The 14686-nt window shown below is 72.0% G+C and carries 11 protein-coding genes; 3 read left to right on the top strand and 8 right to left on the bottom strand.

The window, feature by feature from the left end; all coding sequences use genetic code 11:
- Positions 1 to 37 precede the first annotated feature (37 nt).
- The 5 genes from ilvC to ACFTXQ_RS15610 form a co-directional block, all read right to left on the bottom strand.
- Positions 38 to 1039: a ketol-acid reductoisomerase gene (gene ilvC / locus ACFTXQ_RS15630; RefSeq protein WP_382640851.1), complete on the bottom strand. Its 1002-nt coding sequence runs from the start codon at positions 1037 to 1039 to the stop codon at positions 38 to 40.
- A gap of 85 nt (positions 1040 to 1124) precedes the next feature.
- Positions 1125 to 1649 carry an acetolactate synthase small subunit gene (ilvN, locus tag ACFTXQ_RS15625; protein WP_031150278.1) on the bottom strand — a complete coding sequence of 175 codons (525 nt, stop codon included), beginning with the start codon at positions 1647 to 1649 and terminating at the stop codon, positions 1125 to 1127.
- A 32-nt stretch (positions 1650 to 1681) separates the two neighbouring features.
- Entirely contained in the window at positions 1682 to 3568 is a 1887-nt protein-coding gene (locus ACFTXQ_RS15620) for an acetolactate synthase large subunit (protein WP_382640847.1), read from the bottom strand.
- A gap of 203 nt (positions 3569 to 3771) precedes the next feature.
- Positions 3772 to 6585: a putative bifunctional diguanylate cyclase/phosphodiesterase gene (locus tag ACFTXQ_RS15615; protein WP_382641020.1), complete on the bottom strand. Its 2814-nt coding sequence runs from the start codon at positions 6583 to 6585 to the stop codon at positions 3772 to 3774.
- 348 nt (positions 6586 to 6933) lie between these two features.
- Positions 6934 to 7881 carry a 2-hydroxyacid dehydrogenase gene (locus ACFTXQ_RS15610; RefSeq protein ID WP_382640845.1) on the bottom strand — a complete coding sequence of 316 codons (948 nt, stop codon included), beginning with the start codon at positions 7879 to 7881 and terminating at the stop codon, positions 6934 to 6936.
- A gap of 73 nt (positions 7882 to 7954) precedes the next feature.
- Between ACFTXQ_RS15610 and ACFTXQ_RS15605 the strand changes: the two genes are divergently transcribed.
- The 3 genes from ACFTXQ_RS15605 to ACFTXQ_RS15595 all read left to right on the top strand — a co-directional run bounded on the left by ACFTXQ_RS15605 (position 7955) and on the right by ACFTXQ_RS15595 (position 10590).
- Positions 7955 to 8962, top strand: a complete 1008-nt coding sequence (locus ACFTXQ_RS15605) for an aldo/keto reductase (RefSeq protein WP_382640843.1) — start codon at positions 7955 to 7957, stop codon at positions 8960 to 8962.
- A 158-nt stretch (positions 8963 to 9120) separates the two neighbouring features.
- Positions 9121 to 10368, top strand: coding sequence for a PQQ-dependent sugar dehydrogenase (locus ACFTXQ_RS15600; protein ID WP_382640840.1), 1248 nt, complete (start codon positions 9121 to 9123; stop codon positions 10366 to 10368).
- Between the two features lie 51 nt (positions 10369 to 10419).
- Positions 10420 to 10590 carry a DUF6191 domain-containing protein gene (locus ACFTXQ_RS15595; protein WP_382640838.1) on the top strand — a complete coding sequence of 57 codons (171 nt, stop codon included), beginning with the start codon at positions 10420 to 10422 and terminating at the stop codon, positions 10588 to 10590.
- On the opposite strand, the gene ACFTXQ_RS15590 is transcribed toward ACFTXQ_RS15595, so the two are convergent.
- The 3 genes from ACFTXQ_RS15590 to ACFTXQ_RS15580 form a co-directional block, all read right to left on the bottom strand.
- On the bottom strand, positions 10553 to 13618 hold the full coding sequence (locus ACFTXQ_RS15590) for an AAA family ATPase (protein WP_382641017.1): 3066 nt from the start codon (positions 13616 to 13618) through the stop codon (positions 10553 to 10555). The genes ACFTXQ_RS15595 and ACFTXQ_RS15590 overlap by 38 nt on opposite strands.
- A gap of 80 nt (positions 13619 to 13698) precedes the next feature.
- On the bottom strand, positions 13699 to 13866 hold the full coding sequence (locus ACFTXQ_RS15585; RefSeq protein WP_382640835.1) for a hypothetical protein: 168 nt from the start codon (positions 13864 to 13866) through the stop codon (positions 13699 to 13701).
- A gap of 189 nt (positions 13867 to 14055) precedes the next feature.
- Positions 14056 to 14619, bottom strand: coding sequence for a hypothetical protein (locus ACFTXQ_RS15580; protein WP_382640833.1), 564 nt, complete (start codon positions 14617 to 14619; stop codon positions 14056 to 14058).
- Between the last annotated feature and the right edge of the window lie 67 nt (positions 14620 to 14686).

Here is a 14686-nt window from a genome sequence, read left to right as displayed (position 1 = left end):
GGCCGGGACGCACCGTCCCGGCCCCGCCGCCGCGAGATCAGTTCTCGCTGCTGTCGACCCAGCTCATGAGCTTGCGCAGCTTCTTGCCGGTGGTCTCCAGCAGGTGCGCCTCGTCGGCCTTCTTGTACTCGTTGTACTTCGGCAGACCGGCCTTGTACTCGGCCATCCAGGTGTTCGCGAACTCGCCGCTCTGGATCTCCGCGAGGACCTTCTTCATCTCGGCCTTGGTGGCGTCGGTGATGACGCGGGGGCCGGTGATGTAGTCGCCCCACTCGGCGGTCTCGGAGACCGACCAGCGCATCTTCTCCAGGCCGCCCTCGTACATGAGGTCCACGATGAGCTTCAGCTCGTGCAGGCACTCGAAGTACGCGATCTCCGGCTGGTAGCCGGCCTCGGTCAGGGTCTCGAAACCGGCCTTGACCAGGGCGGAGGCGCCACCGCAGAGGACGGCCTGCTCACCGAACAGGTCGGTCTCGGTCTCCTCGGTGAAGGTGGTCTTGATGACGCCGGCGCGGGTGCCGCCGATGCCGGCCGCGTAGGAGAGCGCGAGCTGGAAGGCGGAGCCGGTGTAGTCCTGCTCGACGGCGGCGATGCAGGGCACGCCGCGGCCTTCCTCGTACTGACGGCGGACCAGGTGGCCCGGGCCCTTCGGGGCGACGAGGGCGACGTCCACGTTGGCCGGGGGCTTGATGAAGCCGTAGCGGACGTTGAAGCCGTGGCCGAAGAAGAGCGCGTCGCCCTCCTTGAGGTGGTCCTTGATGGACTCCTCGTAGATCTCGGCCTGCAGCGGGTCCGGGGTGAGGATCATGATGACGTTCGCCCACTCGGCGGCCTCGGCCACGGGGACGACCTTCAGGCCCTGCTCCTCGGCCTTCGCCTTGGACTTCGAGCCCTCCTTCAGGCCGACGACGACGTCGACGCCGGAGTCACGGAGCGACAGCGCGTGGGCGTGGCCCTGGCTGCCGTAACCGATGACCGCGACCTTGCGGCCCTGGATGATGGACAGGTCGGCGTCGTTCTCGTAGAACAGCTCGGCCACTGGGATATCTCCTTGGTGCGCTGGTGTTGCACCCACCGTACGGCGGGGAACGGAATGTGAGTTTCTCGGTCTCGCTATGCGAACGTCAGGCGCTGCGGTCGAGCGCGCGCAGGCTGCGGTCCGTGATGGACCGGCCGCCACGCCCTATGGCGATCGTGCCGGACTGCACGAGCTCCTTGATGCCGAAGGGCTCCAGCATCTTGAGCATCGCGCCGAGCTTGTCGGCACCGCCGGTGGCCTCGATGGTGACGGCCTCCGGGGAGACGTCGACCGTCTTGGCGCGGAACAGCTGGACGATCTCGACGATCTGCGACCGCGTCTCGTTGTCGGCGCGGACCTTCACCAGAACGAGTTCGCGCTCGATCGCGTTGTGCGATTCCAGCTCGACGATCTTGAGCACGTTGACCAGCTTATTCAGCTGCTTGGTCACCTGCTCGAGCGGGAGGTCCTCGACATTCACGACGATGGTGATGCGGGAGATGTCGGGGTGCTCGGTGACACCGACCGCGAGCGAGTCGATGTTGAACCCGCGGCGGGAGAACAGCGCGGCGATCCGGGCGAGGATGCCGGGCGTGTTCTCGACCAGGACGGAGAGCGTGTGCTTGGACATGTGAGTCGTTCTCTCTCTCAGGCTCTCTCGGCTCAGTCGTCTTCGTTGTCGCCGAAGTCGGGACGGACGCCCCGGGCTGCCATGACCTCGTCGTTGGAGGTGCCGGCGGCGACCATCGGCCACACCATGGCGTCCTCGTGGACGATGAAGTCGATCACGACCGTGCGGTCGTTGATCGCGTTGGCCTCGGCGATGACCTTGTCCAGGTCGGCCGGGTCCTCGCAGCGCAGCGCCACACAGCCCATGGCCTCGGACAGCTTGACGAAGTCCGGGACGCGGGTGCCCTTGCGGGGGGCGACGGACTCGCCGAGCTGGGAGCCCACGGTGTCGTGGCCGGTCTCGTCCGCGTGCAGGACGGTGTTGGAGTACCGCTGGTTGTAGAACAGGGTCTGCCACTGGCGGACCATGCCCAGCGCACCGTTGTTGATGATCGCGACCTTGATCGGGATGTTGTTCAGCGCGCAGGTGACCAGTTCCTGGTTGGTCATCTGGAAGCAGCCGTCACCGTCGATCGCCCAGACCGTGCGCTCCGGCATGCCGACCTTGGCGCCCATCGCGGCCGGGACCGCGTAGCCCATGGTTCCGGCGCCGCCGGAGTTCAGCCAGGTGCGGGGCTCCTCGTACTTGACGAAGTGCGAGGCCCACATCTGGTGCTGGCCGACGCCGGCCGCGTAGATCGTGCCCTTCGGCGCGAGGGCGCCGATCCGCTCGATGACCTGCTGCGGCGAGAGCATGCCGTCCTCGGGCAGGTCGTAGCCCAGCGGGTAGGTGTCGCGCCAGCGGTTGAGGTCCTTCCACCAGGCGGTGTAGTCGCCGGCGTTGCCCTCGGTGTGCTCGGTCTGGACGGCCTGGATCAGGTCGGCGATGACCTCGCGGGCGTCGCCGACGATCGGAACGTCGACGGCGCGGTTCTTGCCGATCTCGGCCGGGTCGATGTCCGCGTGGATGATCTTGGCGAACGGGGCGAAGCTGTCGAGCTTGCCGGTGACGCGGTCGTCGAAGCGGGTGCCGAGGGCGATCAGCAGGTCCGACTTCTGGAGCGCGGTGACGGCGGTGACCGCGCCGTGCATGCCGGGCATGCCGACGTGCAGCGGGTGGCTGTCGGGGAAGGAGCCGAGGGCCATCAGGGTGGTGGCGACCGGGGCCCCGGTCAGCTCGGCGAGGACCTTCAGCTCGGCGGTCGCGCCGGACTTCATGACGCCGCCGCCGACGTACAGGACCGGGCGCTTGGCCTGGCAGATGAGCTTGGCGGCCTCGCGGATCTGCTTGGCGTGCGGCTTGGTGACCGGCCGGTAGCCGGGGAGGTCCTGGGCGGGCGGCCAGGAGAAGGTGGTCTTCGCCTGGAGGGCGTCCTTGGCGATGTCGACCAGGACCGGGCCGGGACGGCCGGTGGCGGCGATGTGGAACGCCTCGGCGATCGTCTTCGGGATGTCCTCGGCCTTGGTGACCAGGAAGTTGTGCTTGGTGATCGGCATGGTGATGCCGACGATGTCCGCCTCCTGGAAGGCGTCGGTGCCGATCGCCTTGGAGGAGACCTGGCCGGTGATCGCGACGAGCGGGACGGAGTCCATGTGGGCGTCGGCGATCGGGGTGACCAGGTTGGTGGCGCCCGGGCCGGAGGTGGCCATGCAGACACCGACCTTGCCGGTGGCCTGCGCGTAGCCGGTGGCGGCGTGGCCGGCGCCCTGCTCGTGGCGGACCAGGATGTGACGGACCTTCTTCGAGTCCATCATCGGGTCGTACGCGGGGAGGATGGCGCCGCCCGGAATGCCGAAGACGGTGTCGCACCCCACCTCTTCGAGAGAGCGGATGAGGGACTGCGCGCCCGTGACGTGCTCAACTGCGGCGGGCTGGTGTCCGCCGGAACGGGGCCGCGGCTGCGGATGGTGGGCCCCGGTGGCCTGCTCGGTCATCGGCATTCTCTTCTCGAAGCTGAGGGTTTTACGGGATTCGACTCTGTGCCAGTGCAACAAAAAACCCCTCGTGCCGGTGGGCAAGCGAGGGGAGCGCGTCGGGTGCGTTGAGCGGGGACATGCTGGTCCCGGCTTCAGCCGACGCGCTTTCCAAGTACGAGAATTCGGGTGCGCATGGCATTGACCCTCCCTCCGACGGAAGGGTGATGTCAAGTAGGTGGGACGGGCGTCTCATTATGTGAGCCTCTGCGGATGGCCATCGAGCCCCCGGGCGAACCTCCGGCCAGGGCGGGTTGGACCGCCCCACCCGGTACTGGGAAAGTACCGCGCACGAGCGCGCGGCGCAGCCTGTATTCGTCGAGTGGTCCGGAGAAGGCCATTCCCTGGCCGTGAGTGCACCCCATGGCGCGCAGGGCCTGGACCTGCTCGGGGAGATCCACCCCGTCGGCCACGGACTGCATGCCCAGGTCGTTTGCAATGCGCAACAATCCTGCGGTGATCTTGTGCAGGCGGGCGGACTCGACGACCCCTTCCACCAGGCCGCGGTCCAGCTTGAGCATGTCCACCGGGAGGCGGCGCAGGGCGCTGATGGCCGCGTAGCCGCTGCCGAAGCCGTCGAGGGCGATACCCACCCCGAGCCGGTGCAGGGCCGTGAGGCGGCGCTCCAGGTCGTCGAAGGGCACTCTGGGGTCGGATACGGCGAGCTCGAGGATCAGGGCCCCGGAGGGGAGCCCGTGTCGGGTCAGCAGGGCTTCCACGGAGCCCAGGGGCACGGCGCGGTCCAGGAGCCGCTGGGCGGTCATCCGGACGGCCACGGGCGCGTCGTGCCCCGCCCGGTGCCGGTCGGCGGCCTGCTCGACGGCCTCCTCCAGCAGCCAGCGCCCCAGCTCCGCCGTGCGGGAGGCATCGGGGCCGGCCCCGCCCGCGGCACCCTCGCTGTGTTCGGCCACCCGGAGGAATTCCGCCGGGGTGAAGAGGATCCCCTGGGCGGACCGCCAGCGGGCCTGCGCGGCCACGGCCGAGACCTCGCCGGTGGACAGCGACACCACGGGCTGGTGCAGCAGGGCGAACTCCCCCTCGTGCAGCGCGGTCCGCAGCCTCCCCGCCAGCTCGGCCTTCCGTACGACCTCGGCCTGCATCTGGGGGGCGTACATCTCGACGCGGTCCTTGCCGCCCGCCTTGGCCCGGTACATCGCGAGATCCGCGTTGCGCATCAGGTCCGAAGGGGTGATGCCGGGGTCGGCGAAGGCCACGCCGATGCTGGCGGCGACCCGGACCTCGTTCCCGGCGATCCGGTAGGGCTGCGAGAGCGTGGTGCGCAGCCGGTCGGCGATCTCGTGCACCTGGTACTCGCGGGCGCTGCGGTCGCGGCTGCCGTCGCCCAGGATCAGTGCGGCGAACTCGTCCCCGCCGAGGCGGGCCGCGGTGTCCCCGGCCCGGACCGAGTCCTGGAGCCGGCGCGCGGCCTCGATGAGCAGCTCGTCGCCCGCCTGGTGGCCGATGGTGTCGTTGACGGCCTTGAAGCCGTCGAGGTCGATGAAGAGCACCGCGGTGCTGTGGTCGCCCGCGCGCCGGCCGGTCAGGGCCTGGCGGACGCGGCGGGTGAACAGGGCCCGGTTGGGCAGGTCGGTCAGCGGATCGTGTTCGGCGCTGTGCTGGAGCTGGGCCTGGAGCCGGACGCGCTCGGTGACGTCCCGGCTGTTGAGGATGAGCCCGCCCTGGTGGCGGTTGACGGTGGACTCCACGTTGAGCCACTCGCCGCCGCCCGACTTGAACCGGCACTCGATGCGGGTGGTGGGCTCCTCGGTGGGCGGTGCGGCGAGGAAGCGGCGCACCTCGTGGACCACCCGGCCCAGGTCGTCGGGGTGGATCAGGGTGGCCAGCTCGGTGCCGACGAGCTCTTCCGCCTCGCGGCCGTAGACCCCGGCGGCGGCGGGGCTCACGTAGCGCAGGGTGCCGGTGGGTGCGGCGATCATGATGACGTCGCTGGAGCCCTGGACCAGGGAGCGGAAGTGGTTCTCCTTCTGGGCCAGTTCCTGGGTCAGCGCGATGTTGTCGAGGAGCATGATGCCCTGGCGGATGACGAGGGCGAGCACGACGGTGCATCCGGTGAAGACGACCATGCGGTCGACCTTCCTGCCGTCCACGACGTTGTAGAGGATCCCCAGGGTGCACACGGCGGCCGCGAGGTACGGGGTGAGGGCGGGCAGCGAGCCGGTGATGGGGCGGCTGTGCGGCCGCTCGGCGCGCGGGTGGCCGGCGGGTTCCGGGCCGGGGTGGACCCGCCGGGCGCCCCAGGGCGCGTACGCGAGGAGCAGCGAGCCCGCGAACCAGCCGGCGTCGAGCAGCTGCCCGGACTGGTACCCGGCGCTGAGCAGCGGCGAGGTGAACAGGGCGTCGCTGAGCACGGTCAGGGCGAGCGCGGCGATGGCGGTGTTGACGGCGGAGCGGTTGGTCTCGGACCGCCGGAAGTGCAGGACCAGGACCATCGAGACGAGCGCGATGTCCAGGAGCGGGTAGGCGAGGGAGAGCGCGGCGCGCGGGACGCTGCCGGGGGCGCCCGACTGGGCGGTCCGCGCCGCGTGGGCGAGGGCCAGGCTCCAGGACAGGGTGAGCAGCGAGCCGCCGATGAGCCAGGAGTCGAGCCCGAGGCAGACCCAGCCGGCGCGCGTGACGGGCCGTTTGGCGAGGACGAGCAGCCCGACGATGGCGGGCGGGGCGAAGCAGAGGAAGGCGAAGTCGGCGAGCGAGGGCTTCGGCACGGGTTCGCCGAGGACCACCTCGTACCAGCCCCAGACGGCGTTGCCGCCGGCGCCCATCAGGGAGGAGAAGGCGAAGAGCAGCCAGGCGGGCCGTTCACGGCTGTCGATGGCCCGCGCGTAGGTGTAGCAGGAGACCGCGGCGAGTAAGCCGGCCGCGCTCAGTCCGAAGTCGCCCATGATCTCGGCGACTTCCTCCGAGCCCCAGTTGAGGGCGGCACCCACGGCGTATCCGCCGCTGATCACCGCCAGCAGCAGTTGCATCGCCAGGCCCTTGCCTCCGCCCGAGAGGGACGGACGGTTCAGGAGCGCCGCCCCCGGGGCACTCACCGGTCCCCCTCGCCGGCTGGGTCCGGCGCAGCCCAGTCTCGGCAGCGTCGCCTCCGGCGGCTCTGCCGCATCGGATCCTTCGTCCATTGGCCGTGCATCGCCCGTCGCCCCCCAAAGTGTCCGATCACTCCCCAGCGCCAGACGTTCGTGGCGCAGCCCCTTCTTCGGGACGATACACCACTTTCGTCACTCAGGGACATACCTTCTCTACTCTCCGTTACCACGAAGGGAGTTGTATCCGCCGAAAGCGTCCGGTCGGCTGCGTGGCGTGCGTACCCTGCGTCACTCGGTGACCAGGACCGTGTGCTCCACGGGCTCCCCGGCGGCGAACCGGGTGAGCTGGCGCGCCAGCAGGCGCTTGGCCCGGGGCTCGAAAGCCGAGCTGCTGCCCCCGACATGAGGCGTGATCAGGACGTTCGGAGCGTGCCAGAGGGGGTGGCCCGCGGGCAGCGGTTCCGGGTCGGTGACGTCGAGCGCCGCGCGCAGCCGGCCCGACTCCACCTCCGCCAGCAGGGACTTGGTGTCGACGACGGGGCCGCGCGCCACGTTCACGAGCAGGGCGCCGTCCTTCATGCGGCCCAGGAACCCGGCGCCGGCCAGGCCGCGGGTGTCCTCGGTCAGCGGCGTCGTGAGGATCACCACATCGGCCTGCGGGAGGAGTTCGGGCAGGTCGGCCAGGGCGTGGACGGGGCCGCGGGCGCTGTCGCGCGCGGACCGGGCGACGCGCGTGATCCGCCCGCACTCGAAGGGCGCGAGCCGGTCCTCGACGGCCGCGCCGATCGATCCGTAGCCGACGATCAGGACGGACTTGTCGGCGAGCGCCTCGTAGAAGCCGCCGTGCCACTCCTCGCGGTCCTGGCCCCGGACCATGCCGGGGATGCCGCGCAGGGAGGCGAGGACCAGGGCGAGGGCGAGCTCGGCGGTGCTCGCCGTGTGGACCCCGGCCGCGTTGCAGAGCCGTACTCCGGGGTGGAGTTCGCCGAGGCCGCCCATGACGTGGTCGATGCCTGCGGTCAGGGTCTGCACGACCTGGAGGGCCGGCATCTCCGCCAGCGGGCGGACGGTGACCTCCGGGGACTTCATGTACGGGGTCACGTAGAAGACGCAGTCGGCCGGATCGGCCGGGAAGGTGTCCTCGCCGTCCCAGAGGCGGTAGCGGAAGGAGTCGGGGAGGCCTTCGATCTCCTCGGCGGGGAAGGGCAGCCAGACGTCGGCGGTCTTTGCGGTCATGATCAGGAGGCTATGCCAAGGGATGCGGATCAAGCCGTTAGTTTGGGGGCGGTAGCGGGAGGGGGACGCACGGGTGGAGCGCAGGTCGATCGGGGCGGGGGCGCTGACGGTGGGCGCCATCGGGCTCGGCTGCATGCCGATGAGCTGGGCGTACGCGCCTTCGCGCCGGCGGGGTCAGGAATCGCTGGCCGCCGTGCACGCGGCCCTGGACCTGGGGTCGAACCTGCTGGACACGGCCGATGTGTACGGGCCGTTCACCAATGAGCTGCTGCTCGGGCGGGTGCTGCGGGAGCGGCGGTCCGAGGCGTTCGTTTCGGCCAAGGTGGGTCTGCGGGCGGGTGACCAGCACGTGGTGGCCGACGGGCGGCCCGGCTATCTGCGGCGGGCCTGCGACGCCTCGCTGCGCAGGCTGCGGACCGACGTCATAGACCTCTACCAGTTGCACCGGGTGGATCCGGACGTGCCGGTGGAGGAGACGTGGGGGGCGATGGCGGAGCTGGTGGGCGCGGGGAAGGTACGGGCGCTCGGGTTCTGCGCGTTGGGTGCGGGGGCCGGGCCGGGGGCGGGGCGGCGCGGGGACCGGGCGTACGCGACGACCGTGCGGCACCTGGAGCGCGTGCAGCAGGTGTTCCCGGTGAGCGCGGTCCAGGCGGAGCTGTCGGTGTGGTCGCCGGAGGCGGCGTGGCAGCTGCTGCCGTGGTGCGCGGCGCGCGGGGTGGGGTTCCTGGCGGCGATGCCGCTGGGCAGCGGGTTCCTGAGCGGGACGCTCACGCCGGGCGAGGGTTTCGAGTCGGAGGACGTACGGGCCCGGCATCCGCGGTTCACGGCGTACGCCATGGCCTCGAACCAGGGGCTGGTGGCGGGGCTGCGGCGAGTGGCGGGGCGGCACGGGCCGCAGGTCACGGCGGCGCAGGTGGCGCTGGCGTGGGTCCTGGCGCAGGGGCCGCAGGTGGTTCCGGTGCCGGGAGCGGACCGGGCGCACTGGGCGGTGGAGAACGCCCGGGCGGCGGAGGTGCGGCTGACGGCCGGGGATCTGGCGGAGATCGCGGCGCTGCCGGTCGCGGTGGAGGCCTGGGACTGACCCCACAACCACTCGATCGGGTGTACGAGTGGTGGAACTTCGAGAAGTGTCCGGGCTGTTGAGACAGATGAAAGGGCACGATCGGAGGGCGGGAAGGGAGCAGGGCGATGCGATACGGACGGGTGGGGACCGTGGGGCGTGCAGAGCGTGCAGGGCGTGTGCGGCGCGGCGGGACCGCGGGGTACGTGGGCTGGGCGGGGCAGGGCGCGGGGCGCCGGGGCGTGCTGGCGGCGGTCGCGCTGGCCGGGTGCGGGGCGCTGCTGGCGGCGGGGTGTTCGCCGGAGGGCGGTCCGGGGGCGCGGCCGGGCGGCTCGCCACCGGGGGCATCATCGGCGGGCTCCGGATCACCCGGGGCCTCGGCTCCGGCCTCGGGGGGAGCCTCCGCCTCGCCGGAGGCCGCCGGGCCGCCGGCCAAGGGCTCGGTGACGGTGACCGGGGAGGTGGCCAAGGGCCTGGAGTCCCCGTGGGGGGTGGCCCCGCTGCCCGGCGGGGACCTGTTGGTCGCCTCGCGGGACAAGGGGACGATCAGCCGGGTCGCGGTGGGTTCGGGCGAGGTGACGCAGATCGGGAAGGTGCCGGGAGTGGCCCCGGGCGGTGAGGGCGGGCTGCTGGGTCTGGCGCTGTCGCCTTCCTTCGCCTCGGACCGGCTGGTGTACGCGTACTTCACGACCGAGTCCGACAATCGCATCGCCCGGATGCGCTATGACGAGCAGAGATCCCCGGGGCAGCAGCTGGGCGCCCCCGACACGGTGCTCCGGGGCATCCCGAAGGGCTTGATCCACAACGGCGGCCGGATCGCCTTCGGCCCGGACAAGATGCTCTACGCGGGGACGGGCGAGACGGGTGAGACCGGGCTCGCGCAGGACAGGAAGTCGCTGGGCGGCAAGATCCTGCGGATGACCCCGGACGGGGAACCGGTGCACGGCAATCCGGAGCCGGATTCGGTCGTCTACTCCTGGGGGCACCGCAATGTGCAGGGCCTCGCCTGGGACAAGGACAAACGGCTGTGGGCGTCCGAGTTCGGACAGCACACCTGGGACGAACTGAACCTGATCGAGCCGGGCGGCAATTACGGCTGGCCGGAGGTCGAGGGGAAGGCCGGCAGACCGGGGTTCCGGGATCCGGTGGCGGTGTGGAAGACCGATGAGGCCTCGCCGAGCGGGATCGCCTGGGCGGAGGGGTCGGTGTGGATGGCCGGGCTGAAGGGCAGCCGGCTGTGGCGGATCCCGCTGGCCGGGGCGGTGCCGGTGGCGGAGCCCGAGGCCTTCCTGGAGGGGAAGTACGGCCGGCTGCGCTCGGTGATCTCCCTCGGCGGGGACAAGCTGCTGCTGGTCACGAGCGAGACGGACGGGCGGGGGTCGCCGGAGGCGGGCGACGACAGGATCCTGACACTGACGGTGCGGTAACCGGCATGGCCCCGACAGGGGACGAGAGGTGCGGTGGGCGCGGTGTTCAACATGATCGAGGAACTGTTCGCTCCGGGGCGGGGGCACACGGACGAGGAGAAGAAGCGGCTGGAGCTGTCCCGGGTCGACGTCAATGACGGGGACCCGGGACGGGGGCCGATAGACCTGGACTCCGGCACGGTGCTCATACGCCTCGGCGAGCATCCTCCGGCCGGTCGCTGACGGGCCCGGAGGGGGCGAAGAGGCGCAGCCGGTGGGCGACGGCGGCCGCCTCGCCCCGGCCGGCGACACCCAGCTTCGCCAGGATGTTCGAGACGTGCACGCTGGCGGTCTTCGGGGAGATGAAGAGCTCCTCGGCGATCCCGCGGTTGGTGCTGCCTGCCGCCACCAGGCGCAGGACGTCCCGCTCGCGGCTGGTCAGGCCGAGTGCCTCGACCGGGTCGGCCTGCGGTGCGGGCGGGTCCGGGAGGGGGGCGACGGCGGTGAGCGGGAGCCGGGCGCGCTGTGCCAGCAGGGCCAGGTCCTCGCGCAGCCGGCGTGAGCCGAGCCCGTCGGCGGTGGCGTAGGCCGCGCGGAGCAGGGCGGCCGCGGGCTCGCGGTCGCCGCCCGCGGCCAGCAGGGCCTCGGCGAGCCGGTGGCGGGCCCTGGCCAGCAGGTACGGGCGCTCCAGCGGGCGGACGGCCTCCTCCACGGCGGTCCAGTCGGCGAGGCTGTCCAGGGCCTGTGCCCGAAGCAGCTCGGCGCGCAGGTACTCGGCGTGGGCGGCCCATACCGGCATCGGGGCGGGCAGGTGGCGGGCGGCGTCGCTCAGCACGGCCAGGGCGGCGTCGCGGCCGGCGTCGGCGGCGGGCAGTCCCCGGGCGTCCGCCTCGGCGGAGGCGGCGGCGAGCAGCAGCGGCCATGCGTAGCGGTGCTGCCCGAGCGGGAACCCGTAGGCGACGGCGGCGGCGACCTCGGCGCGGACGTCGGCGATCCGTCCCTCCCCCGCGGCGACCCCCACCGCGAGGCGGAACAGCGGGATCCGGTGCTGGGGCTGGGTGTCGTGCGTGCCGAAGTGGGCGTGGGCGGCGGCGAGCTGGTGGGCCGCCTCCGTCAGTTCGCCGCGCGCCAGCGCCAGATAGGCCAGCCGTGCGGAGGCGGAGCCGCGCGGGGCCGCGCTCTGGCCGACGAGCAGCGTGCGCCGGGCCGCCTCGGCGGCCTCGTCCCAGCGGCCGAGGCTGTAGAGGCTCTCGGCCAGATTGCCGCGTACCCAGGCCTCGGTGTCCAACAGCCGGGACTTGCTGACGAGTTCGGCTCCCTCTTCGGCCAGCTCGACGGCTTCCCTCGACCGCCCCATGGCTTCCAACTGAGAGGAAAGGTTGATATGTGCACGTCCCGCGAGCATGGTGAGCCCGAGTTCGGTGGCCCGCTCCTTGACCGCGAGCAGCTCGGCGAGGCCGGCCTCGCCCGTGCCGGAGTCGGTGAGCAGGCAGCCGACCGTGATCCGGGCGTTGAGCTCCACCTCCTCGGCGCCGACCATCCGGGCGTAGTCGACGGCGCGTTCGGCGGCGGCGAGGTTGTCCGGTCCGGGGTCGTGGAGCATGCCCCAGCCCGCGGCCCGGACCAGGACCTCGGCGTGCACCTGGGACGGGGGCAGCCCCTGGACGAGTTCCTGGGCCTTGGCGATCTCCTCCCAGCCGTCACCGCGGCCGAGGCCGGCCACCAGCCGGGAGCGCTCGGTCCAGAACCAGGCGGCCCGCAGCGGGTCGTGGCCGTCGTCCAGTTGCCGCAGCGCCGTCTTGCTGATCTTCAGGGCGCGTTCCCGCTCCCCTCCGTAGCGGGCCGCGACGGTCGCCTCGGCCAGCAGGTCCAGGTGCTGGAGCGGGGTGGTCGCCGGGTCGCAGCCGCACGGCGGGTACACCTCGGTGTAGTCCGCCGGGCGCAGCGCCTCGCGGACCTCCTCCGGGGCGCTCTCCCACAGGTCCATCGCCCGCTCCAGCAGGCGCAGCTGCTCGGAGTAGGCGTGCCGGCGGCGGGCGGCCACGGAGGCGGCGAGCACGGCGGGCAGCGCCTTGGCCGGGTCGTTCGCGTGGTACCAGTAGTTGGCGAGCCGGATGACGCGCTCCTCGGCGCGGGTCAGGGACTCGTCGGCCTCCAGGGCCTCGGCGTAGCGGCGGTTGACGCGGGAGCGCTCGCCGGGCAGCAGGTCGTCGCTGACGGCCTCGCGGACGAGCGAGTGGCGGAAGCGGTAGCCGTCGCCGTCGGTGGTGGCGAGGAGGATGTTGGCGCCCACGGCGGCCCGGAGGGCTTCGATCAGCTCGTCCTCGGTGAGCCCGGCGACGGCGCGCAGCAGCGGGTACTCCACGGCGGAGCCGCCCTCGGCGACGATGCGCACCACGCGCTGGGCCTCGTCCGGGAGGACCTCGACGCGGACGAGGAGCAGGTCGCGCAGGGATTCGGTGAGACCGGCGCGGCAGCCGCTCTCCCGGGAGGCGACCAGTTCCTCGACGAAGAAGGCGTTCCCGTCGGAGCGGTCGAAGACGGAGTCGACGAAGTCCTCGTCGGGCTGCGAGGCGAGGATCCCGGCGAGTTGGCGGCGCACCTCGGCCCGGTTGAAGCGGGCCAGCTCGATGCGCCGGACGGTGCGGAGCCGGTCCAGTTCCGCGAGGAGGGGGCGCAGCGGGTGGCGGCGGTGGACGTCGTCCGCGCGGTAGGTGGCGACGATGACGAGCCGGCCGCCGGCGAGGGCGCGGAAGAGGTAGGAGAGCAGGTGCCGGGTGGAGGTGTCCGCCCAGTGCAGGTCCTCCAGGACGAGGACCACGGTGCGCTCGGCGGCGAGCCGCTCCAGCATCCGGGCCGTCAGTTCGAAGAGCCGGGCGGTGCTCTCCTCGTCGTGCGGGCCGCGCGGGGTGTCGCCGAGCTCGGGGAGGATCCGGGCGAGTTCGTCCTCCTGGCCGGCGGTGGCGGCGGCGAGTTCCTCGGGGAGCCGGCGGTGCAGCGTGCGCAGGGCAGTCGAAAACGGGGCGAAGGGAAGGCCCTCCGCCCCGATCTCCACACAGCCTCCGACGGCGACCACGGCGCCGCGGCGGGTCGCCTCGCAGAGGAACTCCTCGGTGAGGCGGGTCTTGCCGACTCCGGCCTCTCCCCCGATGAGCAGCGCCTGCGGTTCCCCGTCGGCGGCGCGGGTGAGTGCGTCGGTGAGTACGGCCAGTTCGTCGGCGCGGCCGACGAACACCGGGCTGACAGATCTGGTCTCCACGTCGCCGAGCATCGCACAGCCGTCCGGCCCTGCGGCACTCGTTATCGGTGCGCTTCTCATCACGTGTCAGTCCACACGGGTCGCGACGCGGTTCAGGCGGCGCGGGTGAAGCGGTTCCGGTGTCCCCTCACCGGCCCTTCGGGTTCCTGGCTGCGCGATGAGGAGCGGCGCGCCTTCTTGGCCTCGCGGAGCAGGCGGTACTCGTCGGCCTGGCGGATGAGGTCGGCGCTGCGGGCCGCGGCCATCTCGTACTCGAACATCTCGTACTCCCTGGTGTGCGTTTCTCGGCACCTCGTTCGGTGTGATCCAAGCTTCGCGTCCCAGGGGGTACCGGGGCATCGGGCGCATGCCGCATCTGCCGGGGGCAGGGGGCCTTAGGCCGGGGGCGGAGTTCCCCCGGACGGACTGAGGAGACCTAAGGCGGTACCTAGCCGGGCACCCGGGCGTGCCTAGCCGGCCGCCTTCGGGACGGCGAGGAGGAGGTCGAAGTACATGAGGACGAAGAGCAGTACCCCGATGGCGCCCAGCGCGATGGACGCCCAGGAGACGGACCGCACCCAGGTGGGGAGGTGGCGCTCGGGGGTGCCGAAGGCGGGGAGGGCCAGCACGAAGACGGCGATGATCAGGGCGAGGGTGGAGAAGATGCCGTTCACCAGAGCGGTGCTGTGCCAGGGGCCGACGAACTGGGCGGCGATCTGCGCGTTGGCGTCGGCGGCCTGGGTCAGTTCCAGGCGGTTGTTGACGCTCGTGCGCTCGGACACGATGCCCGCGACCCAGCTGCCGCTCAGCGCGACGACGGAGAGTCCGGCGGCCACGATCGCGGAGGCGGCGGCTCCGACGTGGCTCGGCTGGTCCTCGTCCTGCTCCGCGGCGAGCGCCTCCGCCTCCAGGTCGGCGTCCTCGTCCAGGTCCGCGGCGGGCTCCTGGTCCAGGTCGGCGGCTGCGGCGGTGGGGTCGGTGTCGGCCTTGTCCAGGTCGACGGCGTTCGTGGCGGGGGTCTTCGTGGTGTCCATGCGGGGCACCGTAGGCGGCCCGCATGAGAGGTTCATGAGAAATCCGGCCGGCCCCGCGGCGGCGGGG

It is taken from the genome of Streptomyces sp. NPDC057010 (assembly GCF_042673805.1).
Taxonomy (GTDB): domain Bacteria; phylum Actinomycetota; class Actinomycetes; order Streptomycetales; family Streptomycetaceae; genus Streptomyces.
The sequence above is the reverse complement of the archived record's forward strand: the minus strand, read 5'-3'. Positions and strand labels throughout refer to the sequence as shown.

What these genes read in the sequence shown, in the direction of transcription:
- ilvN (WP_031150278.1), bottom strand. Translation starts at nt 1,649, where the DNA reads ATGTCCAAGCACACGCTCTCCGTCCTGGTCGAGAACACGCCCGGCATC.
- ACFTXQ_RS15620 (WP_382640847.1), bottom strand. Translation starts at nt 3,568, where the DNA reads ATGCCGATGACCGAGCAGGCCACCGGGGCCCACCATCCGCAGCCGCGG.
- ACFTXQ_RS15615 (WP_382641020.1), bottom strand. Translation starts at nt 6,585, where the DNA reads ATGCAACTGCTGCTGGCGGTGATCAGCGGCGGATACGCCGTGGGTGCC.
- ACFTXQ_RS15610 (WP_382640845.1), bottom strand. Translation starts at nt 7,881, where the DNA reads ATGACCGCAAAGACCGCCGACGTCTGGCTGCCCTTCCCCGCCGAGGAG.
- ACFTXQ_RS15595 (WP_382640838.1), top strand. Translation starts at nt 10,420, where the DNA reads ATGATCGAGGAACTGTTCGCTCCGGGGCGGGGGCACACGGACGAGGAG.
- ACFTXQ_RS15590 (WP_382641017.1), bottom strand. Translation starts at nt 13,618, where the DNA reads ATGCTCGGCGACGTGGAGACCAGATCTGTCAGCCCGGTGTTCGTCGGC.
- ACFTXQ_RS15585 (WP_382640835.1), bottom strand. Translation starts at nt 13,866, where the DNA reads ATGTTCGAGTACGAGATGGCCGCGGCCCGCAGCGCCGACCTCATCCGC.
- ACFTXQ_RS15580 (WP_382640833.1), bottom strand. Translation starts at nt 14,619, where the DNA reads ATGGACACCACGAAGACCCCCGCCACGAACGCCGTCGACCTGGACAAG.